At 59.8% G+C, this 26,612-nt stretch carries 16 protein-coding genes; 3 read left to right on the top strand and 13 right to left on the bottom strand.

Annotation, left to right across the window (positions count from 1 at the left end):
- Positions 1-2: 2 nt before the first annotated feature.
- Complete coding sequence (gene oadA, locus BT204_RS02535) at positions 3-1,811, top strand: sodium-extruding oxaloacetate decarboxylase subunit alpha (protein WP_034129149.1); 1,809 nt, start codon at positions 3-5, stop codon at positions 1,809-1,811.
- A gap of 74 nt (positions 1,812-1,885) precedes the next feature.
- Here oadA and BT204_RS02530 read toward each other — a convergent pair whose 3' ends face one another.
- The 5 genes from BT204_RS02530 to BT204_RS02510 all read right to left on the bottom strand — a co-directional run bounded on the left by BT204_RS02530 (position 1,886) and on the right by BT204_RS02510 (position 9,305).
- A complete protein-coding gene (locus BT204_RS02530; RefSeq protein WP_127880328.1) occupies positions 1,886-2,821 on the bottom strand; it encodes a hypothetical protein in 936 nt (311 codons plus the stop codon).
- A 333-nt stretch (positions 2,822-3,154) separates the two neighbouring features.
- On the bottom strand, positions 3,155-4,450 hold the full coding sequence (locus tag BT204_RS02525; RefSeq protein WP_239695905.1) for an autotransporter outer membrane beta-barrel domain-containing protein: 1,296 nt from the start codon (positions 4,448-4,450) through the stop codon (positions 3,155-3,157).
- A 144-nt stretch (positions 4,451-4,594) separates the two neighbouring features.
- Entirely contained in the window at positions 4,595-7,561 is a 2,967-nt protein-coding gene (locus tag BT204_RS02520; protein WP_072445662.1) for an autotransporter outer membrane beta-barrel domain-containing protein, read from the bottom strand.
- Between the two features lie 155 nt (positions 7,562-7,716).
- On the bottom strand, positions 7,717-8,487 hold the full coding sequence (locus tag BT204_RS02515; RefSeq protein WP_014720547.1) for an amino acid ABC transporter permease: 771 nt from the start codon (positions 8,485-8,487) through the stop codon (positions 7,717-7,719).
- A complete protein-coding gene (locus BT204_RS02510) occupies positions 8,484-9,305 on the bottom strand; it encodes an ABC transporter substrate-binding protein (protein ID WP_034129145.1) in 822 nt (273 codons plus the stop codon). Before BT204_RS02510 ends, BT204_RS02515 begins: the two co-directional genes overlap by 4 nt.
- Positions 9,306-9,419: 114 nt before the next feature.
- Here BT204_RS02510 and BT204_RS02505 point away from each other — a divergent pair, with 114 nt between their 5' ends.
- Positions 9,420-10,322 carry a homocysteine S-methyltransferase family protein gene (locus BT204_RS02505; RefSeq protein WP_072445661.1) on the top strand — a complete coding sequence of 301 codons (903 nt, stop codon included), beginning with the start codon at positions 9,420-9,422 and terminating at the stop codon, positions 10,320-10,322.
- Between the two features lie 126 nt (positions 10,323-10,448).
- On the opposite strand, the gene BT204_RS02500 is transcribed toward BT204_RS02505, so the two are convergent.
- Genes BT204_RS02500 through BT204_RS02490 form a run of 3 tightly spaced genes read right to left on the bottom strand, consistent with a single transcriptional unit; the run spans position 10,449 to position 12,212 of the window.
- A complete protein-coding gene (locus BT204_RS02500) occupies positions 10,449-11,120 on the bottom strand; it encodes a GNAT family N-acetyltransferase (RefSeq protein WP_034129143.1) in 672 nt (223 codons plus the stop codon).
- 10 nt (positions 11,121-11,130) lie between these two features.
- Positions 11,131-11,577, bottom strand: a complete 447-nt coding sequence (locus BT204_RS02495) for a GNAT family N-acetyltransferase (RefSeq protein WP_054916939.1) — start codon at positions 11,575-11,577, stop codon at positions 11,131-11,133.
- Positions 11,574-12,212, bottom strand: a complete 639-nt coding sequence (locus BT204_RS02490) for an FMN-binding negative transcriptional regulator (RefSeq protein ID WP_072445660.1) — start codon at positions 12,210-12,212, stop codon at positions 11,574-11,576. Before BT204_RS02490 ends, BT204_RS02495 begins: the two co-directional genes overlap by 4 nt.
- Positions 12,213-12,299: 87 nt before the next feature.
- On the opposite strand from BT204_RS02490, the gene BT204_RS02485 reads away from it, so the two are divergent.
- Positions 12,300-13,838 carry a MocR-like pyridoxine biosynthesis transcription factor PdxR gene (locus BT204_RS02485; RefSeq protein ID WP_072445659.1) on the top strand — a complete coding sequence of 513 codons (1,539 nt, stop codon included), beginning with the start codon at positions 12,300-12,302 and terminating at the stop codon, positions 13,836-13,838.
- 5 nt (positions 13,839-13,843) lie between these two features.
- On the opposite strand, the gene BT204_RS02480 is transcribed toward BT204_RS02485, so the two are convergent.
- The 5 genes from BT204_RS02480 to BT204_RS02460 all read right to left on the bottom strand — a co-directional run bounded on the left by BT204_RS02480 (position 13,844) and on the right by BT204_RS02460 (position 26,513).
- Positions 13,844-18,454 (bottom strand): dermonecrotic toxin domain-containing protein, encoded by a 4,611-nt coding sequence (locus BT204_RS02480; protein ID WP_072445658.1) that lies wholly within the window; start codon positions 18,452-18,454, stop codon positions 13,844-13,846.
- Between the two features lie 115 nt (positions 18,455-18,569).
- Positions 18,570-19,661, bottom strand: a complete 1,092-nt coding sequence (locus BT204_RS02475; protein ID WP_054896069.1) for a polyamine ABC transporter substrate-binding protein — start codon at positions 19,659-19,661, stop codon at positions 18,570-18,572.
- Positions 19,658-20,692, bottom strand: coding sequence for a histone deacetylase family protein (locus BT204_RS02470; RefSeq protein WP_054916930.1), 1,035 nt, complete (start codon positions 20,690-20,692; stop codon positions 19,658-19,660). Before BT204_RS02470 ends, BT204_RS02475 begins: the two co-directional genes overlap by 4 nt.
- A 127-nt stretch (positions 20,693-20,819) precedes the next feature.
- Positions 20,820-21,812, bottom strand: a complete 993-nt coding sequence (locus BT204_RS02465) for an AraC family transcriptional regulator (RefSeq protein WP_054896067.1) — start codon at positions 21,810-21,812, stop codon at positions 20,820-20,822.
- A gap of 63 nt (positions 21,813-21,875) precedes the next feature.
- Positions 21,876-26,513, bottom strand: a complete 4,638-nt coding sequence (locus BT204_RS02460; protein WP_072445657.1) for a hypothetical protein — start codon at positions 26,511-26,513, stop codon at positions 21,876-21,878.
- Positions 26,514-26,612 lie beyond the last annotated feature (99 nt).

Genomic DNA, 26,612 nt, shown 5'->3' with positions numbered 1-26,612 from the left:
CAATGAGCAAGAAGATCTTCGTAACCGACACCATCCTGCGCGACGCCCACCAATCGTTGCTGGCCACCCGCATGCGCACCGACGACATGCTGCCGATCTGCGACAAGCTCGACAAAGTTGGCTACTGGTCCCTGGAAGTCTGGGGCGGCGCGACCTTCGACGCCTGTGTGCGCTTCCTCAAGGAGGACCCGTGGGAGCGCCTGCGCCAACTGCGTGCCGCACTGCCCAATACGCGCCTGCAAATGCTGCTGCGCGGCCAGAACCTGCTGGGCTACCGCCATTACAGCGACGACGTGGTCAAAGCCTTCGTGGCCAAGGCGGCGGTCAACGGTATCGACGTGTTCCGCATTTTCGATGCAATGAACGACGTGCGTAACCTGCGCGTGGCCATTGAAGCGGTGAAAGCCGCTGGCAAACATGCACAAGGCACTATCGCCTACACCACCAGCCCAGTGCATACCGTGGAAGCGTTCGTGGCCCAGGCCAAGCAATTGGAAGCCATGGGCTGCGACTCCATCGCGATCAAGGACATGGCCGGCCTGCTCACGCCCTACGCCACTGGCGAACTGGTCAAGGCACTCAAAGCCGAGCAGAACCTGCCGATCTTTATCCATTCACACGACACCGCCGGCCTGGCCGCGATGTGCCAACTCAAGGCCATCGAAAACGGTGCCGACCACATCGATACGGCCATCTCCAGCTTTGCCTGGGGCACCAGCCATCCGGGCACCGAGTCGATGGTCGCAGCCCTTAAAGGCAGCGAGTTCGACACCGGCCTCGACCTGGAACTGCTGCAAGAGATCGGCCTGTACTTCTACGCCGTGCGCAAGAAGTACCACCAGTTCGAGAGCGAATTCACCGCCGTCGACACCCGTGTGCAAGTCAACCAGGTGCCGGGCGGGATGATCTCCAACCTGGCCAACCAGCTCAAAGAGCAGGGCGCTCTGAACCGCATGAGCGAAGTGCTGGCCGAGATTCCACGAGTGCGTGAAGACCTCGGCTTCCCGCCACTGGTAACGCCGACCTCGCAGATCGTTGGCACCCAGGCGTTCTTCAACGTATTGGCCGGCGAGCGCTACAAAACCATCACCAACGAAGTGAAGCTCTACCTGCAAGGCGGTTACGGCAAGGCGCCGGGCACGGTGAACGAAAAACTGCGCCGCCAGGCCATCGGCAGCGAAGACGTGATCGACGTGCGCCCGGCGGATTTGCTCAAGCCGGAAATGACCAAGCTGCGCGGCGAAATCGGCGCATTGGCCAAGTCCGAAGAAGACGTGCTGACCTACGCCATGTTCCCGGACATCGGGCGCAAGTTCCTCGAAGAACGCGACGCCGGCACCCTGGCCCCTGAAGTGTTGTTGCCGATCCCGGAAGCGGGCGGCGTGGCCCGTGCTGGCGGTGAAGGTGTACCGACCGAATTCGTTATCGACGTGCACGGCGAAAGCTACCGTGTGGATATCACCGGTGTCGGTGTAAAGGCCGAAGGCAAGCGTCACTTCTACCTGTCCATCGACGGCATGCCGGAAGAAGTGGTGTTCGAGCCGCTAAACGAATTTGTCAGCAGCGGCGGCAGCAAGCGCAAGCACGCGACCGAACCGGGCCATGTCAGCACGGCGATGCCGGGCAATATCGTCGATGTGCTGGTCAAGGTCGGCGACGTGGTCAAGGCCGGCCAGGCCGTGCTGATTACCGAAGCCATGAAGATGGAGACCGAAGTGCAGGCAGCGATTGCCGGCAAGGTCGCCGCTGTTCATGTGGCCAAGGGCGACCGGGTGAACCCTGGGGAAATCCTGATCGAGATCGAAGGCTGATTACTCAGCCTTCCAACTACCGCTTAAACCTCGGGGGGGCATGTGCCCCCTTTTTTTTGCTGATTTTTTGACCATCAGGCGGTGATTGCCGGGCTCTCCTTGCGTTTGAATTCGACAAAAATGCCCTTCGGGGTGTAGATCAATTCAGGTTCCAGGGTGGTCAGGTTACTGCTGATGGCGCCGAACCTCCCATCAATGGTGGTCGCTTTGGCGATGGGTAGCTGGCGCTTGAGCAACTCGTCGCTCTCTGGCTGTACGTCAAGGTGCAGGGTGGGGTTCCCCAACGTTAATGTGTTGCCGACGTTCAGCACGGAGTGCTGTTGATCCACGCCGATTTTGAAATTCACGCTCGATCCTGGTTTCAGATTCAGATCATTGGTGATCCTTGTCCGCGCCGTAATAGCGGGGTCGAGCAGCAGGGTGCCGGCTACGTTAAGATTGTCGACGTTACCGCCGGAGTAGCTCGCGCCCGGCTCGATATCCATTGTGCCCTTGATCCCACTACGGTTGATCAACGTCGCGTCGCTGTACACCTTGCCTTGTCGGTTGGCGTGCAGTGCACCGGTCAGCTCCCAGGAGCCTTTGCCGACCCACAGATGCTGCATTCTTGTCGCCCCTTCAAAAGTCCCTCCTTCAGCATCGTCGAGAATCACCTGATTGGTGCCACTGCCCCCATCCACTTCGCCGTTGAAACGGCTGCCTTTCTTGATAATCAACAGATCGTCACCGCCTCCCATGTCGAGGGCTACGCCGTTGCCGCCGGTGATAACGCCCTGATTGGTCACTTCATCGGCTTTATTTCCGTCCAGCTTCACACCCGTGCCTGTTGCACCGGTGATGCCCCCTCGGTTATCCAGCCAGACAGAGGTGAGCCCGGAGCTGACCAAGCCATGAACAGGCGCCTTGATCTGTACATCCGGGCTGTTGACGATTTCAACGGCTGTCATGAGGTGGGGGTTAGCCAGATTGGCGTCGCTTTGGGTCAGTTTGGCCAAGTGGTCGATATTCATACCGTGACTGCTCGCTGAGCCTGGGGTAGTCATGAGTTTGATGGTATGGGTATTGAGCAAGCCATTGGACGGTTGGCTATGGGCAGTCTTGAGCTCGCCAGACAACGCTGGCGGGTGTGCAGGTGGCTCTGCTGGTGTGGCCGGGGTGACGGCAGCGGCGAGGGACTGGGTGCCATGGGCAAACAGCATGCCCATGGAAGGGATATACGAGAATGGCGAGATCATGGTTTCCGGCCTCTTCGGTGTAGGAGGCCGGAGTGTAGCGAGCACAATCACCGGCTTAATGTCAGGCGTTGTAACCGGCTTGAGCGTGAAGTTTCCTCAGTTGCTGTCTTAAAACCCCATCTTCCATTCGCCTACCAGCCCATGGTTACGGCTGTTACTGCCGACCTCAGCGGTGTACGCGACGCTCAGTGCCTGATGAGCAGAAAGGCCTATGTCCAACCCCGTGCGCAGGGCCAGGCTGTCGCGGTTCAGCGAGACGCCATCGACGGTGAAATCACTCTTTTCTCCGGTCAGGTCAATCAGTCGGGAAGATTGCTTCACGCTGCTTTGCACGTCGCCGTAGAGGTGCTTCCAGTGGGTGCTCAAATGCGGGGACAGGCTCATGTTGTTATCAAAACGATAAAGGCTGCCCAAGCGAAGCCCCAGGGTGCTGCTGAGGTTTTGCTGGGTTTGCGCACCGACATTCAACGCCGCAAAGCCGCCTTTTTCCTTGAAGCCTTCACGATGGTAGCGCTGGTACCCCAAGCCTGCGAACGGCTCGATGCTTAACGTATCCTTGCCCAGCTGGTAGCCCATTTCGCCAAATACGGTTTGGCTTTGGGCCGTGTATTTGCCTTTGAGTTGCTCGCGATAACCCAAGAAGTCGATATCGACACCGCGTTTGTTTTGCCCGTCATGGTTGCTGTAGATGGCACCCAGGCGCAGAGCCAGCGGGCCGTCCTGGCGTACGGCGTATGCGCCCAGATGCCAGCTGTCGAGCGCTGCTTTGAAACGCTTGTGCTCAAACTCGCTTTCGGATTTGCCTCCCACCACACCGGCACGCCAAGCGTGATCGACTGCCCAGTCGGCGCCCAGAACAACGCCCTTGGTGCTTTGCTGCAACCCGACGCTGCCATATTGGCCGTCAAGTTTGCCGTTGTGGCTGAGGCCTTTTACCCAGATGCGGCCATCGGCATCGTCTGCGACGTTTGCTGGCAGGTCGCGCAGGACCGAGAGCAGCGTGTCGCTGACCTGTTGCGTGCTCATTTGGGTGGCCGCGGCAAGGTTGGCGTTCTGGCTGCCCGCGAGTTGTTCGAGTGCCTGAGCGACCTTCCCCGGTGCGAGGTTATTGAGGTATTCGCCGATATTGCCCAGTTCGTACCTGTCCCAGGGGGTGAGTTTGTCTGATTCAAGTAGCGATTTGACCGCCGCGTCAACGGCCAGGGCCAGGCGCTGGCCGTTGCGAGTGTTTGTGTGTTCGGCCAGGTAAAAATCGACGGGGGCGTCTGTCGAAAGGCGATGCAAGACGCCGTCACGATTGATTGACCCGGTCAGTTCTGTGATCCCGGACCGATCGAACACGTGTTCCACGCTTCCCTGCGCTTGGGCAAATTGAATGCTGCTGGCGGCCAGCCCGAAGGACATGACGAGCACGAGTCGCTGTAAGGTGAATGGCATGCAGTCCCAACCTCTTGATTAATGAGGCCGGGAATTTAGGCGAGGTGAGGGGGGGATAACTGTCAGGCCATCGACCCCTGATTTGCGGGAGTTGTCTCTAGTACGGTGCGATTAAAAACTCATCTGCCATTGGCCGGTCAGCGCATGGTTGCGGCTGTTGCTGCCCACTTCGCCTGTATAGCCCAGGCCCAGGCGATGGCGGGCGGATAAGCCCAGGTCCAGGCCCGCTTCCAGCAACAGGCTGTCCCGATCCAGGGCGCTGCCTTGCACATTGAACGCCGTGCCCCCCGCCAGGAAAGCCTGGCCGGTGGTGCTGTCGACATCGCCATAGGTGTGCTTCCAGCCAACGCTGGCGCGGGGTGTGAGGCTGACGCCGTTGTCCAGCTGGCTCAGGTGCGCCAGGCGCAGGCCGAAGGTGCTGCTGAAGTTGTCCTGGGTCTGGCCCTTGACGTGTAACGCAGCGGCGCCGCCTTTTTCTTTATAGCCGTCGCGCTGGTAGCGCTGGTAGCCGAGGTTGGCGAACGGCTCTGCGCTCAAGCGACCTGTGCCAAGGGCGTAGCCCAGTTCAGCAAAAGCCTGCTGGCTGTTGGCGTCATAGTCGCCTTTGGGGCGGTCGTTAAAACCGTTGAAGGCCACCGTGCGTTTACTGTCGCCTTGGTGCCCGCTGTAGGCAGCACCCAGGCGCAAGGCCAGTGGGCCACTCTGGCGCAGGGCATAGACGCCGGCGTGCCAGCTGTCGACGCTGCCGTCCACACCGGCGGTGTCCAGGTCGGTCTTGGAATAACCCCCCAGCACACCCAGGCGCCAGTCGCCGTCCAGCGCCCAATCGGCACCGAGCACTGTGCCCTTGGTGCGTTGGGTCAAACCGTTACTGCCGTGCTCGCCGTCGAGCTTGCCGTAGCTGCCGATACCTTGCAGCCACAGGCGGCCGCGGGCGTTCGGGTCATTGAGGTTGCGCACCTCGGCGGGTACGCCGGTGGCCGCCAGTGCGGGTGTGTCTTTGCCGTCCAGCCCCACCAGCAGTCCCGCACCGCCGCCCACCTGGTGCATGGCGGCGAGCATGCTGTTGCCCACTTGAGCACTGGCATTGAGGGTGGCGCTGGTGAGGCTGGCAGTGCTGCTGCCCGCCAGTTGCTCGATGGCTGCACCGGCTGTGGCGGTGGTGGTATTGAGCAGGGCGTTGTACAGCGGATTGTTCGTGCCCAGGCCCGCCAGGCTGCTGGCGGCGCTGGCACCGTTGGCGGTGCTGGCGAACTGGTTGAAGGCGATGTCGTTACGTGTGTACGTGAGGCCGACCTGAGTGGCGCTGTAATCCAGGGTTGGGGTCAGGAAGGCGTAGTCGCTGGTGACCTTGCCAAACGTGCCGTTGATGCTGCCGGCTTGCAGCACGCTGTAATGGCTTTGCCACGGGTAGGTGCCTTCGCCGGGGTTGACCGCCAGGGTCGCGCCATTAAGGTAAGCGGTGCCGCCGACCTTGATCGGTGCGCTACTGCCGTCGGCGTTGACGCCATAGGCGAGGGTCGAGCCGCTGCCCATGCGCAAGTCACGGCTGATGCTGGCGGTACCCAATGCGGTGTTGGTCTGCAGGGTGCCGTTCATCAGCAGGCTGCCCACCGAGCCGCCGCCGGCATACACACCGCCTGCATCGACCGTCACATTACCGGCAATGCCGCCTTGGTTGACCAGCTTGGCACCGCTGGAAATCTCGCCGCCGTCGCTGAAATCACCCTGGCCGGTCAACGTCCAGATGCCTTGCTTGACCTCCAGCCATTCAAGGTTGCGGCTGTCGCCAAAACTGCCCCCTGCGACGTCGTCCAGGGTCAGTCGGTCGTAACCGCTGCCGCCGTCCACTGTGCCGATAAAGCGGCTGCCATTGCGCAAGATCAGGTGGTCGTCACCGCCGCCCAAGTCCAGGGCCAGGCCATTGCTGGCACTGATCGTGCCGCTATTGATGACTGTGTCGGCGTAATTGCCGACGAACTTCACACCAAAGCCATCCAGGCCTTGAATCGTGCCGTGGTTCTCCAGGGTGGTAGTCGCAAGCCCGGGCCCGTCGCTGCCGTCGTCCACCAGGATGGCATTGTTGGCTCCACTGATCAGCGCGCCCTTGGCGTTGTAGATAGCGCCGCCGCCCAGGGCGATCCCTTCGCTGCCGTTGGCAAAGCCGTTCTTGTCGGCACCCCCGGCGCCGACACCCTGGATGACGCCGTAGTTTTCGATATGGGCGATCTTGTCGATGTCCACGCCGTCACCGTCGCCATCCGGTTGCAGCCCGGAGAACGCGCCGGTGATGGTGCCGTGGTTGATCACAGTGCCGTCGCCATCGGAACCAAAGCCCGAGCCGTTACGGCCGAGCACCGTGCCGTAGTTGGTCAGCGTGGCGCCCTCGTCCGTGGTGATGCCATGGCGGCCACCGGAAATCATGCCGTAATTGGTGACCGTTACGCCGCTGGCGGAGTCGATGTCCACGCCATCGAACTTGTCATCGCGGGAGAAGGTGTTGCCGGTGGAAATCTCGCCGTAGTTAGTGATAGTGGCGTTGGCGCCGGTCTTCATGCCGTCGCTGGCCTCCCCGCGAATCAAGCCACCGGCACGGTTGATGATGGTGGTGGTGACGTTGCTGCTGCGCAGCGCATCCAGGTCCAGCCCTTGGCCGGTGGCCGAGCGAATGGTGCCGCTGTTGTCGATCAGCACGCTGCCGCTGGCAAAGTTACTGTTGATGCGCAACGCATCATTGGCGCCTTGGATCACCCCGCCGGCAAGGTTGTAAATGCTGTACCTGCGCTCCCCGCTGACACTTCCTGAACTGTCGATACCCCGACCGCCACTGGAGACCAGCTTGCCCGCGTTAGTCACCACCACCCCCGCACCGCGGGTGCCGTCCTTGAGCGTCACCGCCACCCCAGAGGTTGTAATGCTGCCAGGCGCCGACGTGGTCAACGTATCACTGTCCCCCAAGGTTTGCCCCTGGGTGGTAGGCGTGTCGATCTGCAGGGTTTTGGCTGCGGCTGCTTCGATGAAACCACCGCTGGCCAACAGGGTGATGGCGAGCGCGAGGCGTTGAGGAGACGGGGGCATGCTGGGCGACCTTGTTATGGCAAGCGAGTCGACCTGTATAGCGGAGGGGAGTTGCAGGAATGTGTCGAAAAGATGACGACAATGAATATGCAATCTATTGCAGATCCTTGAGCCTATTCAGCCTGAGCGCTGCAATATATTGCACATTCTGCACGTCAACCGCGCCGCACGTAGCCCTTGCCGAAATGCCGCTCCATCCGCGCCTGGATCAATTCGAGCCCCAGGGACATCACCCAATAAATGATCGCCGCCGTCGTGAGCATCTCGATATAGCGGTAGCTTGAGCGGCCATAGGACTGCGCCAGAAACATCACTTCCCACACGCCCATCACGGAGATCAGCGACGAATCCTTGAGCATCGAGATGAACTGGTTAGTGGCCGGCGGGATGATGGTGCGCATGGCCTGGGGCAGGGTCACGTGCCAGAAGATCGCCCTGTCGCGCATGCCCAGGGCCAGCGCAGCCTCGCGTTGACCATGGGGCACGCCGAGTATGCCAGCGCGGAAAATCTCGCTCAGGTAGGCGCCGTAATTCAGTGACAACGCGATGATCCCGGCGACGATGGCGCCTGGCACCAGCCCCAATTGCGGCAGGCCCAGGTAGATCAACAGGATCTGGATCAGTAGCGGCGTGCCGCGAAAGAACGAGGCGTAGAAACTGGCAATGCCGAACGCCACGGCACTTTTGGACAGGCGCCCCAACGCGGTGATAAAGCCCAGCACCGACGACGCGACAATGGCGCACAGGCACAAGAACAGCGTCAGCGCCGCGCCTTGCAGGAAGCCGTTGGGCGCAAGGTGCAGGCCGACCAGGTTGGGCAGCTTGTCGAGGATGATCGAGAACTTCAGGTCAAAGCTAAGGAAGAAACTCGCAAACAGCGCGAACAGCGCCGCCCAGGTCAGGTAAAGCCGTAGGCGAAAACTCATCGGCTTATATCGGCGCCGATCCATTTTTGCGACAGCGCGCTCAAGGTGCCGTCCTGCTTGAGCTGGGCGAAGACCTCACGCACTTTGCTGTCCCACTGCGGGTCGCCTTTCTCGATGGCCACCGAGTTGGGCTCCGAGTACAGCGGCGCACCGGCGAGCTTGAAACGCTTGTCCTGGGTCAGGCGCGGCTGCGCGGTGACCAGGTTGGTGAGGATCGCATCCAGGCGCACGCCAGCGCCCAGGCCCAGATCCTGGAACGCCACGTTGTCGGTGTCGTACGGGGCGATCTGCACCTCCTCGAACGGGTACTGCAACTGCGTGTCTTCGGCGCCTTCGATCACCAGGTTCTTGTTCAGGTAGCTTTCGTAGCTAGAGGCGCTGGTGAGGCCGACTTTCTTGCCGCTCAGGTCCTTGGCTTCGTGGATGCGGTCGTCCTTGGCATTGACCACAATCACGGCGGGCGAGGCGTAGTACTCCACCGGGAAGTCGAACACCTCGGCGCGTGCCTTGCTTGGGGTCATGGAACAGATGCAGATGTCGTAGCGCCCGCTCCAGCGGCCGGCGGCGATCACGTCCCAGGATGGGGTTTCCAGGCGCAACTTCACGCCCAGTTTTTGCGCCACGGCCTTGGCCACGTCCACGTCGAAACCGTCGAGCTGATTCTGGTCATTGAGAAATGAAAACGGTGGATAGCTTTCCATCAGCACGCCGACCAGCTCTTTCTTCTGCTCGACACGATCCAGCGTGGCACCGCCAAAGGCTTGGGTTGAAGCAGCCAACATCGTCAGGCCCAGGGCCAACAGCGGTCTGAATTTCAAAATCGAACACCTGAATAAAAAAGAGGTTGTTATTAACCGAACGGTACGCATTAAATAGTTATAAGAACGACTCTCATAGTGAGTTATTTTCATAAGCATATGAGTAAAAAGCATATGGGCGCAGTAAGCACAGTAATTCTCGATGGTGGCATGGGCCGTGAACTGCAACGCCGTGGCGCGCCGTTCCGTCAGCCGGAATGGTCGGCACTGGCCTTGAGCGAAGCGCCGCAAGCGGTGGAGGCGGTGCACGCGGCCTACATCGACAGTGGTGCCAATGTGATCACCAGCAACAGTTACGCGGTGGTGCCGTTCCACATTGGCGAAGCGCGGTTTGCCCAAGAAGGGCAGACGCTCGCCGCCCTGGCCGGTGAGTTGGCGCGACGGGCGGTGCAGGCCTCCGGTAAAGCCGTGCAGGTAGCCGGCTCACTGCCACCGCTGTTTGGCTCTTATCGCCCAGATCTGTTCCAGGCCGAGCGCGTCAGTGAGTTGCTCACCCCCTTGGTGAACGGCCTGGCGCCGCATGTCGATCTGTGGCTGGCGGAAACCCAGAGCTCAATCGCTGAAGCGCGTGCGATCCATGCCGGGTTGCCGAAAGATGGCAAGCCGTTCTGGCTGTCGTTTACCTTGAAAGACGAAGACACCGACGAGGTGCCGCGCTTGCGCTCCGGCGAACCGGTGGCGGACGCAGCCGAGGCGGCGGCGCAACTGGGCGTGCAGGTATTGCTGTTCAACTGCAGCCAGCCGGAAGTGATCGGCGCGGCCATTGATGCGGCGCGGGCAACTTTCGAACGATTGGGTGTAGCGATTCAGATCGGCGCCTACGCCAACGCTTTCCCACCGCAACCCAAGGAAGCCACGGCCAACGATGGTCTGGACCCGTTGCGCGACGACCTCGACCCGCCCGGCTACTTGCAATGGGCGGCCGATTGGCAAGCGCGCGGCGCTAGCCATTTGGGTGGGTGCTGCGGCATCGGACCGGAGCATATTGCGGTGCTGGCCCAGAAGTTGGCTGGCTGAGCCTAAGTTCCGAGAGTCGCCACCCTCCAATGTGGGAGCTGGCTTGCCTGCGATGGCATCAACTGGTTTGCCTGATACACCGAGGTGTCTGTATCGCAGGCAAGCCAGCTCCCACACATGTGAGTATTAATCCCGACACTCTGTGAGTGTCTTCAACTGGCCCGAACCACTCTGGTTCGCCTCCGACAACCACGCCTCAAACCCGGCACCGACCTTCGGCCATTCCGAATCCAGGATCGAATACCACGCCGTATCGCGGTTCTGCCCCTTGACCACCATGTGCTGGCGGAACACCCCTTCAAAACTGAACCCCAAGCGCTCGGCTGCGTACTTGGACCGCGCGTTGCCGTTGTTGCACTTCCACTCCAGCCGACGGTAGCCCTGCTCGAACGCATACTTGGCCAGCAGGTACACCGCTTCGGTGCTTTTCGGCGAGCGCTGCATGGGTGCGCCGAAGGTGACGTGGCCGATTTCGATACGGCCTTGCGCCGGGACGATGGACATCAGGCTGAGGATGCCCTGAACCTGGCCCGTCGCACGGTCGATCACGCTGAAAAAGTACGGGTCGCTGTGGGCGGCGTGATTGTTCAACCATGCGTCGAAGGCACTGCGCTCGGTGAACGGGCCGTAGGGCAAGTAATCCCACAGCTTCGGATCGGCCCCTGGGCCGTCAAGGGCTTGCCACAGTTGATCGGCATGGCGCGCCGGGTCGAGCTTTTCCAGGTGGATAAAACGCCCTTCAAGCAGTTGCGCAGTCGGCGCCGGGACGCCTTTCCAATCAGCGAGGGAATTGATCATGCAGTGCTCCTTAAAGACCTTTGCGAAATTGGATGAAGCCTGGGCGTTCGGCGATGCGCTCATAGAGCTGGATCGCCGTGGCGTTGGTCTCATGGGTCAACCAGTGCACCTTGCAGCAGCCATCGGCCTTGGCGGTGGCGTAGACGAATTCGATCAGCTTGCGACCGACGCCTGTGCCACGTTGGGCTGGGTCAACCAGCAAGTCCTGCAGGTAGCAGGAGTTCTCGATGCTCCAGTTGGAGCGATGGTAGATGAAGTTGACCATGCCCACCGCCTTGCCGTCCTGCCAGGCCAGTGCCGAATGGGTCGGCTCGCTGGGGTCGATCAGGCGTTGCCAGGTGCTTTGGCTGACGGCGTCCGGCAATTCGGTGTTGTAGAACGCCAAGTAGGCCTGCCATAGCGGCAGCCAGGCGGCTTGGTCGGCGGCTGTGACCTGGCGAATGTCGATCAAGCTCATTCTGAAACTCCTTGGGGAATAAAGCGGGCGAGGGTCTGGTCACGTACATCGGCACTGGCGGCCAGGCCGTCACGGACACCCGCTATGTCGGCGGCGCTGCGGTTCTGGCTGAGTTTGCGTTTGCCCACCAGGCGTTCGATCGGCAGGGCAAAGCCGACAATGGCCTTGAGCATGCCGTCGATGTAGTCCGCCGGTGCGTCGCTGACACGCCAGGGTTGGGCGCGGGCGCTTTCATGGCGGTCGGTGAGGGCGGTGACCACCTTGAGCAAGCGCTCGGCGTCGCTGAACACCGCAGGCGTGCCATAGGCGTGCACGGCGATGTAGTTCCAGGTCGGGACCACTTTGCCGTGCTCGGCCTTGGCGGGGTAAAACGCCGGGCTGATATAGGCGTCGGCACCGGCGAAGATCACCAGCGCTTCACCGCCATTTTGCAGCTCACGCCATTGCGGGTTGGCCTTGGCCAGGTGACCGTACAGCGTGCCGTTGGGCCCTTCATCGGGGTTGAGCAGCAAGGGCAAGTGGCTGGCTTGCAGGCCGTTTTCACCCACGGTTACCAACTGCGCCAGACGGGTGTGCTGGATCAGTTGCTGGATTTCGGGCAAGTCATCGAGAGCAAAGGCGCGGGGTGTGTACATGGAGATATTCCTTGGCGAATGCCTGCATCCTAGGCAGGCTATTGGTTCGTTGTAAGAGCCATCTCGCGCTATTTTCATAGGTCCAATATGCCGCCTGTTTCGCCACCGCTGTCCTTCAACCCCGCCGGTATCGAGCTGGACCGCCGCCTGGGCCTCACGCGCCAGCTTTATGAGGCCCTGCGCCAGCGGGTATTGGATGGGCGATTGGTCAGCGGCACGCGGTTGCCCGCAACCCGCGATTTGGCGACAGCCTTGTCGATTTCCCGCAACAGCGTGGTGCGCGCCTACGACCAGTTGTATGCCGAAGGGTTTATCGAGAGCCGGGTGGGTGATGGCACCTATGTTGCCCAATTGCCGATGCCCCAAAAACTATCCACAAAAGTATCCACAGGGTTGTCAACAGGCTTATCCCCAGGGTTATCCACAAAATGCGCAAATTTACCTGAGGATTTGGATGACGAAGTTATCCACAGTGCCGGGTTGGCGCGGGTAAAAGACCACCACCTGCCTCAGCCGCCTTCGGGGCCGCCTCGGGCATTTCGCGTGGGCGTACCCGCCTTCGATCTGTTCCCGTTTGAGGTATGGGCCAAGCTGAATGGGGCGTTCTGGCGCAAACCCGACCTGGAACAGCTGTGCTATGGCGACCCGGCAGGTGATGGCCGCCTGCGCGGTTTGATCGCCGCGTACCTGCGCAGCTCGCGTGGCATGCAATGCACGGCTGAACAAATTGTGATCACCAGCGGCGCACAGCAGGCCATCAGCCTTTGTGCACAGTTGCTGGTGGAGCCTGGGGATGGCGTGGCGGTGGAAAACCCTGGCTATCGCGCGGCCGGCCATGCATTCGCTTTGGCCGGCGGGCGACTGCACGGCGTGCCGGTGGACGGTGAGGGTATGGATTGCCAAGTGCTCAGTACCCTCAATGATTGCCGCGTGGCGTATGTCACGCCTTCCCATCAGTATCCGCTGGGCGTGGTGATGAGCCTGGCACGCCGCCTGGAGTTGCTGGCCTGGGCCGAACATTCAGGCGGTTGGATCGTGGAAGACGATTACGACGGCGAGTACCGCTACAGTGGTGCGCCGCTGTCACCGTTGGCTGCGCTGGATCGCAGTGGCCGCGTGCTGTACGTGGGCACCTTCGGCAAGGTGGCGTTCCCGGCGTTGCGCCTGGGTTACCTGGTGTTGCCACCGGGCCTGGTGCAAGCCTTCACCCGGCGCCGCGCGGTGGATGTGCGTCACTCCGAAGTCAGCACCCAGGCGGTGATGGCCGAGTTCATGGCGGCGGGGCATTTCCAGCGGCACATTCGTCGGATGCGCCGTGCTGCGTTGAGCCGACGCAATGCCTTGTTGGCTGGATGGCCAGAGGCATTAGCCGGTGTTGGCCCATTGCCCAACGTTGCAGCGGGGCTGCACTTGACGGTGCGTGTCGACAGCGTGTCCCGCGAGCAACAATTGCTAAAGCAAGCTCATGCAGTCGGTGTAGAGATCAACGGCTTGAGCACCTATTGGCTGCCAGACTCCAGCACACCGCCGGACCAACGCGCCGGCCTGGTGCTGGGGTTTGCTGCCATGCCTGAGTCGGGCATTGCGCAGGCGCTGGAGCGTTTGCGTCTGGCTTGGCTGCCATAAGCCGATCAGGTGTTGAAGAACAGCGATTGGGCCAGTTGGGCGCCGATGCTGCTGCGATGGATTTCAATCATGTCCCAGTCACTGGGGCCGGTGCGCTGATAGGCACCGCCTAGACGTTGTTGCTCGCGGGTCTTGAGGTGATCCTTGGTGAAGTTTTCCAGCGCGGCATCTTTTGTTTCATAGTGAAAGTGCGCGTACCACAGCACAGTGCCGTTTTCTTTGTCGCGAATCTCGTACTCGTCCAGATAGTCCTTTTTGGGCCCCTTGAGGGGGCGGCGGCTGATGACCTTGACGATGCGGATCAACCCTTGGCTGTTGAGCCAGTCAACCCGTTCGGCGGTTGGCGCTTGATGCTTGATCATGTCGATGTAGTGTTTTTTACCAAGCCGATAGAGGCGTTGCGCCGCGTCGTTGAGCTGGCGCTTGGTTGAGGCGGCAGAAGCGTGATCGCTTTCAGTAAGATTGCGCTGGGTCAGGGCTTCTTCGATATCGTTTGAGGCTTTTTCCAGCGCCTTTGCATGATCATCGAACATGTCTTGAATATCCTGCGGCGCATGCCAGGGTTTCCTGGAGAAACCCTGGTATTTACGGGTTTCAGCTTGTTCGCCATCCAATAGCGCTTGCCCCGTGTTGATGCTGGTGTCCAGATCCACAGCTACCGGTGCGCTTGGCTGCGATGGGGCTTTCTGCCGTTTAACCCAGACTCCCGGTGCCTTCTCATGAAACGTGGCGAGCACCTTGCCGGTCATGTGTGCCTTGACGTCGACCAACGAACTGTCTGCTTCGCGGGGCTCACCCATCACCAAGCCGTGATGACGTGTCTTGATCACTTTACGCCTTGGGGCGGGCTCGGCCCTGGAGCTGCCGGGCTTGGGCTGCTGGGCTTTTTTCTCTCGCAGCAGGTAGGCCAGGTCGTGGATGGCCCGTTGGCTGAACTCGCTTATTTGCAGGCGAAAACGTTCGAGGCGGGGTTTGAGCAAGTGCTGCGGGTAATCGGCATGCAGATCCAGCAGGCGTTGGTCGGCGCTGGAAAATTGCTCAACGAGGCTGTTGAGCACCTCGATACGATTATCCAGCGAGGCGCCATTACCGCGTTCAATAATCTCACTGAAACTTTCAACGTTGATTTCGGCTGAATCGACGATCTGGCCCATTCGCTCACGCACGGTGGCTGGAACCTGGCTTTGCGTCTCATCGATACACAAGTAACGGCCCAAGCCAATCTCAAGAGATTTGAGTTCAATGAGCGTGAGCTGCGGCAACTCTCGTATGGTTTTACGAATGATAGCCGCGCCTTCATCTCCCAGGGTTTTAAGTTCATTGAAGCGGTCGTTGATGAATTCCAGCCGCCTGATGATGCCAAGGTTCTGAGTGGACAGGGTTTTTGCGATTTTTGCCTGGTTTTTATAGTCAATGTCTACCTCGGCATCAAGAACCGGCAACGACGCCTTCAAGGCTTTCTTGTAGCTCTTCACCTGTTGCTCCATGGCTATTTGTGTCAGTTGCACCTGTTGTTTCAGGTAACCGCTCATGTTGCTCTGGTAGGTGGGTACGGTGTCGATGATGCTCAAGGACTTCAGCTGGCTGATCGCTTCGTCGTACGCCGCCAGCCGCCTGTCGACCTTGTCGATGAACGCTGTACGCTGCAGGTCCGTGGACGGCCCCGGGGTAGCGTCCAGCGCGGGCTTTGATTCAAGCACGTCCAGTTGTTGACTGGCGGCGACGGCGTCAAAGGCGTTGAGCTGCCTCTTGAGTGCTGCAATGCGCGCAGGCTGATCGACCTTGACCGCCCGCCGGCGGTTTCTAAGACCGCCGCCGCGCAGTCGCAGGCGGATGTCGACAAACCACTGGCCCGCCAGGTTGCCGATCAGCGGCGGGCCTGTACGCAAGGGAGATTTGGAGTCGATGATAATGACACTGTCGTTGTCATCCACGATGACTTCGAACCAGCGCTCACCAACGGGTGCAAACCACCGATCCGCGAGTGGATAGAGATTGAGGTGGCGGCCGGGGGTTTTATTTTGCTCGCCAAGCTTATCGGGTTTGGCAACATTAAAACTGTCGAGTGTTCTGGCCAGTCCCAGGCGACTATGGCTCAGGGCGCCGCGCGTGTGTACGGCACCTTCATGCTTGGCAGGTAGTTGATTGTCGGGAATATCCGGTTGCTGCACGCAGGTATATTTTTTCTCGGCAACCGGCGGTTTGCTCACCGTTTCGATTGTCGTTTGTTCGGATTCAGGCTCAATCCTGGCCGCATCGAACTGCTTTCGAGGTCGCGGATGGCGCAGGGCTATATGCAGAGTCAGCGCCATTCCCAGGTTGAGGAATACATCCACCAACGCAGTCCAGGCCGTTGAGTGGTCATCCTTGTTCACGGCCTCCTCGGCAGCTTGCAGGTCGTCCATGATTTGCCAGATCCAGGCGGCGACTCCCAGGGTGCGGCCCATGAACGGCAGCGCGGCACTGAATATTTGCCAACCTGCATGTCGAAAGGTCGCCCACCGTTTCTGTACGTTGGATACCGACTGGCGTGTTGCCAATTCGACCATGGCATTGGCATTGGCCTTGAACAGCGTCGCTAACGCGTCATTGCCTATTTCTTCGTTGGTCAGCGTCACGGGGCCGCTCATGTACAGCACGGTAAGCGGCTCGACCAGTGCGCGCACCACGGTCCAGGGCGAGGGAAGGGTGTCGGGGAACACATATTGTGCATAGTTGAAGCGTTGCGCGTCGGGCAGCCAGGCCAGCACTGACTCGCGCAAGGTACGGTCATGTTTGATGGCGTACAGCAGGTTTTGCCGCGATGCAAATTGCATCAGCGTCGGTTCGAGCAGGGGCCGATAAAGCACGCAGGGGCCGGCGTCGGAATGCCTCGGGCCGATCACGAACATATTGGCGACCACGTCTTGCTCATGGCCGGGGCGCAAGGTGGGCACAAAGGCCAGGCAGCGAATGACAATGGGCTGCCCATCTACTTTGCGCTCCTGTTCTTCGTTGTGCATCACCGCGGCGATGTAGCGGTAACCGCGTTCATCGACGCCGCCCTGGCCGCGGATTTTCATCTGCAAGGCCAGCAGTGGCAGTTGCACCTGAAGGTGGCGGGTGTAGATCTGCTGTCGATGGCGCGATTGCAGCGGATCATCGAGCAGTTTTTGTTTGACCAGGGCTGGGTAGTTCTGGCCTATATCAATGTCTTCTATGACGTCTTTCAGAAAGCGGTAAGTCAGCCAGGTGGGTACACCGTTGTCCTTGCCGTTGTAGTGCAAGGTCGCGTTGCCGGTAGGCAAGCCGGTAAGGTTTTCCAGGGCCAGGTCGATCAGGTCACGACGAGTGATGTCGACGGCACCCGGAATGACAAATGTGCCCCACAGAACCGGGCTTTCAATCACAACCTCGACCTTATCCAGATTCAGACTCACGCCCTTTTCCGGGACGCGGATATGGCTGTGCAACTGAGTCCGGGCATAGTCACGAATAGACGGAATGCCGTCCTGGAATGTTTCGCCGTGGTAATGGGTGTGCAGTTGGGCCAGGTCGATCATATAGCGGCTGTAGGCGGCGGTATCGGAGTCCGTCGCCGAGGTCAGCCAGTCCGGGAGTTGTTGGTGAATCTGGCGAATATTCGACAACTGGTGATCGCTCATCTCTTCGATGCTCGGCACGATCCGGGCGACAGTTGGGGCGGGCGGCTGATCCTGCAGGCCGGCCCCGCCGAGGCTGCCAATGACCTGGATTTGCAGCGAGATCAGCGTGCAGGCCAGCGCATCGAAGAAGTTGCCATCAGGCTCGTACAAGCGCCATTGCAAGGTAGCGTCCTGCTCTGGTGCATTCAGCCTTGCCGGCAGCGAAGCACCGAACTGGGCCAATGACTCGAACGTCTCATACCCGCTCACAAGCGAGTGCGTCAGCACCATCGGGCGGTTCTCGTGTTCGCCCACCAATACGGTAAGGTCCAGGAAGTAGAGGTGGGTAGACTGGCCATCTTCAAGAATATCCACGTCAACCAGGTAGGCATGGGTTTTATAGGGGTCTTTCAGCGAGCGCCTGGCTCGGTCGGGCTCATGAAAAACCGTGCGGGCCATGGCGCATTCGTGCTCATCCAGACCTTGCTCTTCGGTGATGTTCCACACGTTTCTCAACGCGCTGGAGAAGGCCTGCCAGCGTGGGCCGGCTGCGCCATTGGACGCGTTCCAGAAGTCCAGCTGCTGCTCCTGGAACGCGGCGAACAGCAGGTCTGATAACTCGTTGATCAGACGTGCAATGGCATCGATTTTCACCGCGAGGTGTACGGGAGCCGTAGCGTTGGGTTGTAGCGTGAGGAAGTGTTGACCGTCGAGGTAGGTCACCCTGTCGCTGGACAGTGCCTGATGAGCAAGCACCGAGGTGAGTGATTCCACAGTAGCGGGCGCGCGCTCGACGGCGTTACCGACCACCTCCCATTGAGGGCTGACTACCACGGCCAGATCGGGGTCGATATTCAGGTTGGGATACAGCTCTTTGAGTGCAGAGCGCAGTGTGGCGGCGGCAACTTCCCGGGCGGTGGGGCCGGTGGTTAACTGGGTAAGCAGTTCATAGGTACTGGGCGGGCGGTGATTATTAGCGGTGTCATTGGGCATGTGCAGCTCCTCTGCATTCGATGGCCCGGACGGGCTTCGCAAATGAGCAAAGTAGCGAGCTGCGTTGCGTCGAGGGCGGTAGATACGTCGAGGCGCATCTACGCCCGCCAGTGTTTCACGTGCCGGATTTGATCTTGGTCCAGGCTCTGGTCCTGGCGCGCTCCGCATCACGCCCCAGAGGCTTTAACGTATACAACGTCGCCATCGCCGCTTCGGTCGGGTAGAGGTTGGGGTTGTTGCGAATGGTCGGATCGACTCGTTCGGTCGCGTCCTTGTTAGGGTTGGGATAACCGACAAAATCGCTGATGGGCGCAATAACCTCGGGCTGTAGCAAGTAGTTGATAAAGGTATAGGCGTCCTGTGGGTTTTGCGCGCCCTTGGGGATGGCGAGCATGTCGAACCAGATCGGCGCGCCCTCTTTGGGCAGGCGCATGTCCACGGAGACGCCGTTTTTTGCCTCTTTGGCACGGTTGGCGGCCTGGGAGAAACTGCCGGAATAACCCACCGCGACACAGATGTCGCCATTGGCGATGTCGGCCATGTACTTGGACGAGTGAAAGTAAGTGATGTACGGGCGGATCTTCATCAACAGCGCTTCGGCCTTGTCGTAGTCCTTGGGGTTGCTGCTGTTGGGGTCCAGGCCCAAGTGCTGCAACGCCAGGGGCAGGATCTCCGAGGGCGAGTCCAGCAGTGCGACGCCGCATTGCTTGAGCTTGCTGATGTTCTCTTCCTTGAAGATCAGGTCCCAGCTGTCCACGGGGGCGTTGTCGCCCAGGGCCGCCTTGACCTTGGCTGGGTTGAAGCCGATCAGGATGGTGCCGTACATGTAGGGCACGGCGTATTGATTGCCGGGGTCGTTGGCTTCGATCAGCTTCATCAGTTTGGGGTCAAGATGGTTCCAGTTCGGCAACTGGCTGCGGTCCAAGGGCTGGAACACGCCGGCTTCGATCTGTTTGGCCAGGAAAACGTTGGACGGTACCACCACGTCATAGCCGGAGTTGCCGGTGAGCAGTTTGGCTTCCAGGGCTTCGTTGGTGTCGAAGATGTCGTACACCAGCTTGATCGACGGGTGCTGGGCCTTGAAGTCTTCCAGCGCCTTGGGCGTGATGTAGTCGAACCAGTTGTAGACCTTCAGGGTTTTTTCTTCGGCCTGGGCTGCGCCGCTGACAACCACGGCGCACAGGGCGAGCGACTTGAGTATGTTCATTGGGCTGCTTCCTCGAAACCTTCCAGCACGTTGACGGCGTTGATGCCGATTTCTTCCACCGCGTAGCCGCCCTCCATCACGAACAGCGTGGGTTTGCCCAGGCGGGCAATGCGTGCGCCCATGGTCAGGTAGTCCGGGCTGTCGAGCTTGAACTGCGAGATAGGGTCGTCCTTGAACGTGTCCACGCCCAGGGACACCACGATGATGTCGGCGGCGTAGCACTCGATTTCGGCGCAGGCCTGTTCCAGCGCGGCGCTCCAGGCCTGCCAGCCGGACCCGGCCGGCAACGGATAGTTGAAATTGAAACCCGCGCCTTCGCCTTCGCCATGCTCATCGGCATAACCGAGGAAGAACGGAAACTCTGCCTCCGGATGGCCGTGAATCGAGGTGAACAGCACGTCGCTGCGCGCGTAAAAAATGGACTGCGTGCCGTTACCGTGGTGGTAGTCCACATCGAGGATCGCGATCTTTTTGCAGCCCTGATCAAGGAATGCCTGGGCTGCGATGGCCGCGTTGTTGAGGTAGCAATAACCGCCCATCAAATCGCTGGCGGCGTGATGCCCCGGCGGGCGGCACAGCGCGAAGGCACTGTGGGCGCCTTGGGCGATAGCGGCCTGGGCGGTGAGGGCAACTTGTGCTGCGCTGTAGGCCGCTTGCCAGGTGCCGGCTGTAATCGGCGCACCACCGTCGAAGCTGTAATAGCCCAACTGGCCGTGCAGGCTGGTGGGCATCACGCGGCGCAACGTGCGCGCAGGCCAGGTGTAGGGCAACAGATCGCCGTCCTGGTCGTATTCGGTCCAGCGCTGCCAGGCGCCTTTGAAGAAGTCGAGGTAGTCGCGGCTGTGGATACGTTGCAGCGGTGCCAGGCCGAAGTCCAGCGGTGCTTGCACGGGCCCCAGCTCCCGCGCCTTGACCCGTTGCAGCACATGGTCGGCGCGCGAGGGCATTTCGAAGCAGGGCATCAGTTGCCCGTCCATCAGTTCACAGCGGCCATGGTGCAAATGATGATCGTCCGAGTAGATCGTCAGCATGTTGTTGTTCTCCGAAGGCTCTGGGGTATGCCTTGCAGTGTTGCCAGACGCCGGGTTTTGGAGAACGGCAGGAGCGGCCAAAAGGGGATCGATATGGCCAATGTGTCTGTCCGCTATTCGCCCCTTGCTAAGGCCTGAACTGACTCGGTGCCACACCGCTCCAGCGCACGAACGCATGCCTGAAGCTCGCGGTCTCGCTGAAGCCCAGTTGCTCGGCGATCCGGTAGATCGGCAGTTCATCCTCCCCCAGCAACTGTTTGGCGCGTTCGAAGCGTAGTTCGTCGAGCAACTCCTGATAGCTGCACCCCAAATCATGCAAATGCCGGCGCAGGGTACGTGCTGAACAGTTCATCTGCCCTGCCAGTCCCTCCAGGCCCGGAGCGGCATTCAGTTGCGCGGCCAGTAACAGGCGCACACGCCCCAGCCAGGCCTGGCGACCGGTGAACTCGGCATTCTGCCGCCGGCAGCGTTCCACCATGGCGCAGTGGGTGACGGCGTCGGCCAGCGGCAGGGGTTGATCGAGCCAGTCACGGTCGAACGCAAAGGCATTGCTGGCGGCGCCAAATTGCAGCGGGCAGTCGAAGCGTTCGGCGTAGCGTGCTCGATAGTCGGGCGCTGGGTATTCAAAGCGCGCGCCGAGTAATGGCAGTGGTTGGCCGAGCAGATCGTCGCCGATGACTTTCAGCGAGAGCAGGCAGAACTCGACATTGAAGGCGTGCAGGGCTGGGTCTTCGCGATAGTCACTGGCGCTGAACCAGACACGCTGGCCGTCCTCCTCCAGGCTCAGTTCAAAAAGTGTTCCCAACAGCGCCGGGTAGCGCAGGGCCAGGCGCAAAGCGTCACCGAAGGTGGCACTGGTGAGCAGTGCATAACCGAGCATGCCGTAGGATGACACATGCATGCGCCGGCCCAGTTCCAAGCCGATACCCCGGCGCAACGCCACGGCGTTGGCGCATACGCGCATTTCCTGATGAGTGGTAATACGCGTATCGGCGCGGCCCAGGTCGGCGCTGCTGATGCCACTGCCGGCCAGCAGGGTTTGGCTGGGTATGCCGTCAGGCTTGAACGTCTCCAGTATCAGCGAGACCGCATTGAGGGTGGTCAGGTGTGAATGCAGCATGATCGATTCCAGCCTGGGTTTGCCAGGCTGGAGCAAGTTATGTGCCGTTGCGCGAGGGGGAGGTCAATAGACCTCTGGCGGGAAAAACAAGCGCTGGGCTTGCGTCAGGTTGATGGAGCTGCGGTAGTAGTTGAGTTGTTCCTCTGCGTTTAAGTCGGTGATCGTGTCAGCCACCTCTTTGAGCTGTTGTTCTGCTGGTGTTTTCAACCGTGCATGGAGAAATCTGTTAAGTGAAGCGTGGGCGCTCGAGTATTGGAAATGTGCATACCAGAGGGGTTTGCTGGTAGACAGATCAATGACGGCATACTCATCTTGATAGCTCCAAGTGGCGCCCTTGAGAGGCTGCCGGGTCGTGACCTTTTTGATCGCAATTTCGCGGTGGTTAATGAGCCAGTCGACATGGGCAATGGTGGGTGGCTGTTGCTTGATCAGCTTTGCCACGGTTTCAGTGGCTCGTGCGTAAAGTGCTTTTGTGGCAGCCTTGAGTCGTTTGCGCAGGTCTGCGCTGGATTGCTTGGTTTGTGCCGTGACTTTGGCTTTGATCAATGCCTCGTCAATATCTTGCTCGCTGCGCTCGAGCAACCAGGCGTGCTGGTGAAACATGTACTCGATGCCGATGGCCGTGCGCGAGGTATCGTTGGCTTGTTGGCTGGCGCGTTCTTGAAACTTCGGCAATTGGGCAAGTAGTTTCTCGCCCGCGGTGGTGGCGTCGTGGAGCGTGAGCGTTGCGGATGTGGCCTGTGCCGGGGGCGTTTCGATGTGTTCGACCCACATACCCGGAGTCTTCTCATGAAAGGTGGCCAGGACCTGGCCGGTTATCGGGGTCTTGATATCAACGAACCTTGATACGGTCCCTATGGGGTCCAAGCGGGGTTCGCCAATCAACACGCCGTTGTAGCGTGTCTGGATAAATTTTTTCAGCGGCCTGGGTAGCGCAGGGGGAGGGGTGGGCCTGATTCGCGTCAGTTTCTGTTCTTCGTGCAGAGGGACAAGTGCCGCCTTGGCGCGGTTGGCGAACCCTTGCAGCGATCGACTCAGGCGTTCCAGGGGTTGGGCCTGGATCTGTTCGGAGAACTCTTGAGAAAAGTCCTTCAAGCGCTCATCGATGAACTTGAACTGCTCCACTAGATTGCTCAAGGCATCAATGCGCTCGTCCAGGCGATATTCGCTTCGCTCATCCAGGGTGTCACGCAGGGTCTGTACCGCGACGTCGGCACTGTCGAGCGTGTCGTTGAGCATCTCCCAGGCATGGGGTTCGGTTGCGAGGGATTCAGGGGCCAGGCACAAGTGACGCGCCAACGTCACCTGCAGGGCCCTGAGATCGTCGCTCATATAGCGGGGCAGTTTGCGTTTGCTCTCCCTGATCACGTCGAATCCGGCCGGGCCGAATTTGCGTAGTTCGGTGAAGCGTGACTGAGCGTAATCCAGGCGCTTGATCATGCTGTCGCTCATCTCGACGATCTGTTGGTAGTCCGCGATATCGCTGGTATGAGGTGGCGGTGCATGGATTGGGAGCTGTTCCAGAACGGGCGAAAGTTTTGAAGTAAAGGGGACGAGTTCTTCGTTTACCCCTGCTTCATTGAGCGCCAGTTGGGCCTGTAGATAGCCAATGGCTTTTACTTGGAATTCAGGCTCCGAGGTGAAGACGGCGATGGTCATCAGGTGTTGCCGTGCTTGTTCGTAGTCTTCCGATTGGCCATCGAGCGTGTCCAGGTAGGCCTGGCGTTTGGCTTGGGCACTGGTACTGGGGGCCTCGTCCATTGCTTTGCGGGTTTCTTGCAGTAGGCGCTGCTGGGTTTTCTTCGCGCTTTCAAACGCTTTCAATTTACTGCGCGATGCGTCGGCTTCGGTGATCGCAAGGTCCTTGGCGGTATTTTTCAACCGATCGGTACTGGGTTTGCGCAGGCGCACCCGGTGGTCGACGGACCATTCGCCCTGAGCGTTGTGAATCAGTATGGGGCCGATGCGGTTGGCCTGGTTGGGGTCAATGACAACAATGTTTTTATCGTCGTCCACTTTCACCATGAACCAGTTTTCGCCGACGGGAGCGTAGTGCTGCTCTCCTGACTGATACAGGTAGCGGTCAGCAGCCGGCTGGTCTATGACGGCGCCGAGGTCAGCGGGCTTTTCTGTTTTAAAGCTTTCAAGCATCGAGGTTTCCAGCGCTGGCGTGCGGTTGATTGCGCCGCTCGTGTTCAGTGCGATCTCGTGATCGGGAGGCGGGGCCAGCGAGGTTCGCTCAGGCAGTTGCTCGACGGTGAAGCTTATCGTGCTGGAGGGGCCCGGCGTTTCAGGCGCAAGCTCGGTCGTCTTGACTTTGGTGGGCTCGATCCTGGCCGGCTCGAACTTAGGTCTGCTGCGCTGTGCGCTGTGTAAGGTGATCGCCATACCCAGGTTAAGCAGCACATCGGTCAGCGCAGACCATTGTGCAGGCTTGTCGCCCTCCTCATGGGCCTGGGCAAAAGTTTCCAGCTGTTCGACGATTTGCCAGATCCACGCGCTAGTGCTTGCGACGCGCCCCATAAAGGGCAGTGCGGCATTGAAGAGCACCCAACCGGCCTGCTTCAGCGTGTCCCAGCGGCTTTCGGCATTCGATACCGATTGGCGGTCCGCCAGTTCAATCAGCGCTTTGGCGTTGCTCTCGAACAGCGTCTTGAACATATCCCCGTTGAGGCTCTCCTCACCAAGACTCACGGGACCGCTATAGGTCCATAGCTCGATGGGGTTTACCAGAAAGTCGGCGATGACCCACGGCGACGGCCAATGACTGGTAAAGACATAATTGGCGTAGTGGTTACGCACCGCGTCCGGTAGCCAGCTAATCACCGAATCGCGCAACGTGCGCGACTGGCTGATGGCATACAGCAAGTTTGCCGGTGATGGGTATTGCAGCAACGCGGGTTCAAACAACGGGCGGTATAGCAGGCAAGGGCCGTCTTGAGCATTTTCTGGGCCGATGATGTACATATTGGTGACGTCATCGTTGCCGTTGATGAGCCGGCGCTTGGGGTTGAAGCTCAGGCGTCGCACCATGATGGCTTTGCCGTCGACGTAATGGTCGCCGCTTTCAGGCTGCATCACAGCCACAACGTAGCGGTAGCCGCGCTCGTCAATCCCGCCCATGCGGCGAATCTTGTGCTGTAAGGCCAGCATCGGCAATTGGACTCGCAGGTGATCGCGGTACAGTTTTTTGCGACGTGACGCCTCGGCCGGGTCATCCAGCAGTTTGCTGCGGATCAATGCAGGGTACGTGACACCGATATTACAGCGGCTGATCAGTGTTTCGAGGTAAGCCACGGTTATCCGATCCGGTATGGATTGGCGGATGTCGCTCAGCAACGTTTTATTACCGGTGGGCAGAGCAATCAGGTTTTGCAGGGCCAGTTCGGCAAGGCTGAACGTGGTGGTTTCGAACTGCCCGGGCACGGTGAAAAGGCCCCATACCACCAGGCTCTTGACCTGGATTTTCAGCTTGTCGAGCTTCAGGTAATGCAGCGTCGGGTGGTCCTTGAGCAGCTCGATTTTCAACTGGTCCAAGGCGAACTGATGAATGTTGGGAATACCGTCATCGTAGGTCTTGCCGGCATTCAGGCTATTGAGCGAGGCCAAGTCCTTGAGGTGGCGTGAATAAAGCGACTGATCGCTGGCAGAGGCATCGGTCAGCCAGTCCGGCAGTTGGGTTTGATACCAGCCTGGGCCCGGCCCTTTGGCGATGGCTTTTTCGGCAGGCATCGGGAGTGTTTGCAGGGGCGGGTGTTTCGCGCTGGGCTGTTTGTAATCCCCGGTTTTGAGGTTTTCCACAGTCTCAAGTTGCAGGGCGATCAGCTTGCAGGCAGCGTGCTCGAAAAAATCGCCGTCAGGTTCATAAAGGCGCCACTCCAGGCGATCAAAAGCCTCCGGTTGCTCCAGGTGATCCTTCAACGAATCGCCTAGCTGTTGGTAGGTGTCGTATTTCTCGTATCCCTTGAAGGGTGAGTAACAGAGGATCAGGGTTTTGTCTTCGGATTTGCCCTCGAGCACGGTCATGAATACTTGGTCGGTGTGCTGCGTCTTGGAACCTTTTACCAGGTCGGCATCAATCAGATAAGCGCGGCTGCCATAAGGGTTATTGCCTTGGCGAGCGGAGCGGGTGGGTGCATGAAACAGCGTTCGGGCCATCGTGCAGTCTTCGTCGGTCCAGGCATCGACGTGTTGCACATTCCAGGCCCCGCGCAGGCTCTGGGTGAGTGTTTGCCAGCGAGGACCGTTGCCGTTGCTCTGGTTCCAGAACGTTACCAGCTGTTCCTGAAAGGCCCGGTAGACCACCGGCGCCAGGGTATTGATCAGATTGGCGATTTCGACAATACGCACGGGTAAATGAAGCGGGGGGGTGGTCAACGGCTTCAGGGTCAGGAAGTGATTGCCCTCGACGCACAGCGTCGGCACCTTGAGGATGGCCTGCCGGGCCAGGATGCTGCTCAAGGTTTCATAGCGTGTTGGCCCTGGCACGATCTGGTCATCGATGAGCTCCCAGGTAGGAGTGCCCATCAGTGTCATGGCCGGGTCGATGTCCAGGTCTGGGTATTTCTCCAGTAAAGACTGGCGCAGCAGTTCGCGAGCGGCTTCACGGAACGAAGGTCCGACGGACAGTTGAGTGGCCAGTTTGTGTGTTTCAGTGTCTGGAGGCGTTTGCTGCGAGGGTGTGGAGCTGGAGGTTGTCATGCGGGCATCCCTGTCTTGCCGATCAATGGAAAAAGCCGAGAGCAGGCTCGGGTTTTCCATGTTAGGTATCAGCAAGCAGGGAATAGCAGTGCTTATGTA

The sequence above is a fragment of the Pseudomonas sp. NFPP02 genome (genome assembly GCF_900119355.1).
GTDB classification, from domain to species: Bacteria; Pseudomonadota; Gammaproteobacteria; order Pseudomonadales; family Pseudomonadaceae; genus Aquipseudomonas; species Aquipseudomonas paracarnis.
This window is presented reverse-complemented; position numbering and strand designations above follow the sequence as displayed.

Coding starts and splice junctions, on each gene's coding strand:
- BT204_RS02525 (WP_239695905.1), bottom strand. CDS start 4,450: ATGTCCTTCGGGCTGGCCGCCAGCAGCATTCAATTTGCCCAAGCGCAG.
- BT204_RS02460 (WP_072445657.1), bottom strand. CDS start 26,513: ATGACAACCTCCAGCTCCACACCCTCGCAGCAAACGCCTCCAGACACT.
- BT204_RS02470 (WP_054916930.1), bottom strand. CDS start 20,692: ATGCTGACGATCTACTCGGACGATCATCATTTGCACCATGGCCGCTGT.
- BT204_RS02495 (WP_054916939.1), bottom strand. CDS start 11,577: ATGAGCTTGATCGACATTCGCCAGGTCACAGCCGCCGACCAAGCCGCC.
- BT204_RS02485 (WP_072445659.1), top strand. CDS start 12,300: ATGCCGCCTGTTTCGCCACCGCTGTCCTTCAACCCCGCCGGTATCGAG.
- BT204_RS02520 (WP_072445662.1), bottom strand. CDS start 7,561: ATGCCCCCGTCTCCTCAACGCCTCGCGCTCGCCATCACCCTGTTGGCC.
- BT204_RS02490 (WP_072445660.1), bottom strand. CDS start 12,212: ATGTACACACCCCGCGCCTTTGCTCTCGATGACTTGCCCGAAATCCAG.
- BT204_RS02515 (WP_014720547.1), bottom strand. CDS start 8,487: ATGAGTTTTCGCCTACGGCTTTACCTGACCTGGGCGGCGCTGTTCGCG.
- oadA (WP_034129149.1), top strand. CDS start 3: ATGAGCAAGAAGATCTTCGTAACCGACACCATCCTGCGCGACGCCCAC.
- BT204_RS02500 (WP_034129143.1), bottom strand. CDS start 11,120: ATGATCAATTCCCTCGCTGATTGGAAAGGCGTCCCGGCGCCGACTGCG.
- BT204_RS02530 (WP_127880328.1), bottom strand. CDS start 2,821: ATGAATATCGACCACTTGGCCAAACTGACCCAAAGCGACGCCAATCTG.
- BT204_RS02505 (WP_072445661.1), top strand. CDS start 9,420: ATGGGCGCAGTAAGCACAGTAATTCTCGATGGTGGCATGGGCCGTGAA.
- BT204_RS02480 (WP_072445658.1), bottom strand. CDS start 18,454: ATGCCCAATGACACCGCTAATAATCACCGCCCGCCCAGTACCTATGAA.
- BT204_RS02475 (WP_054896069.1), bottom strand. CDS start 19,661: ATGAACATACTCAAGTCGCTCGCCCTGTGCGCCGTGGTTGTCAGCGGC.
- BT204_RS02465 (WP_054896067.1), bottom strand. CDS start 21,812: ATGCTGCATTCACACCTGACCACCCTCAATGCGGTCTCGCTGATACTG.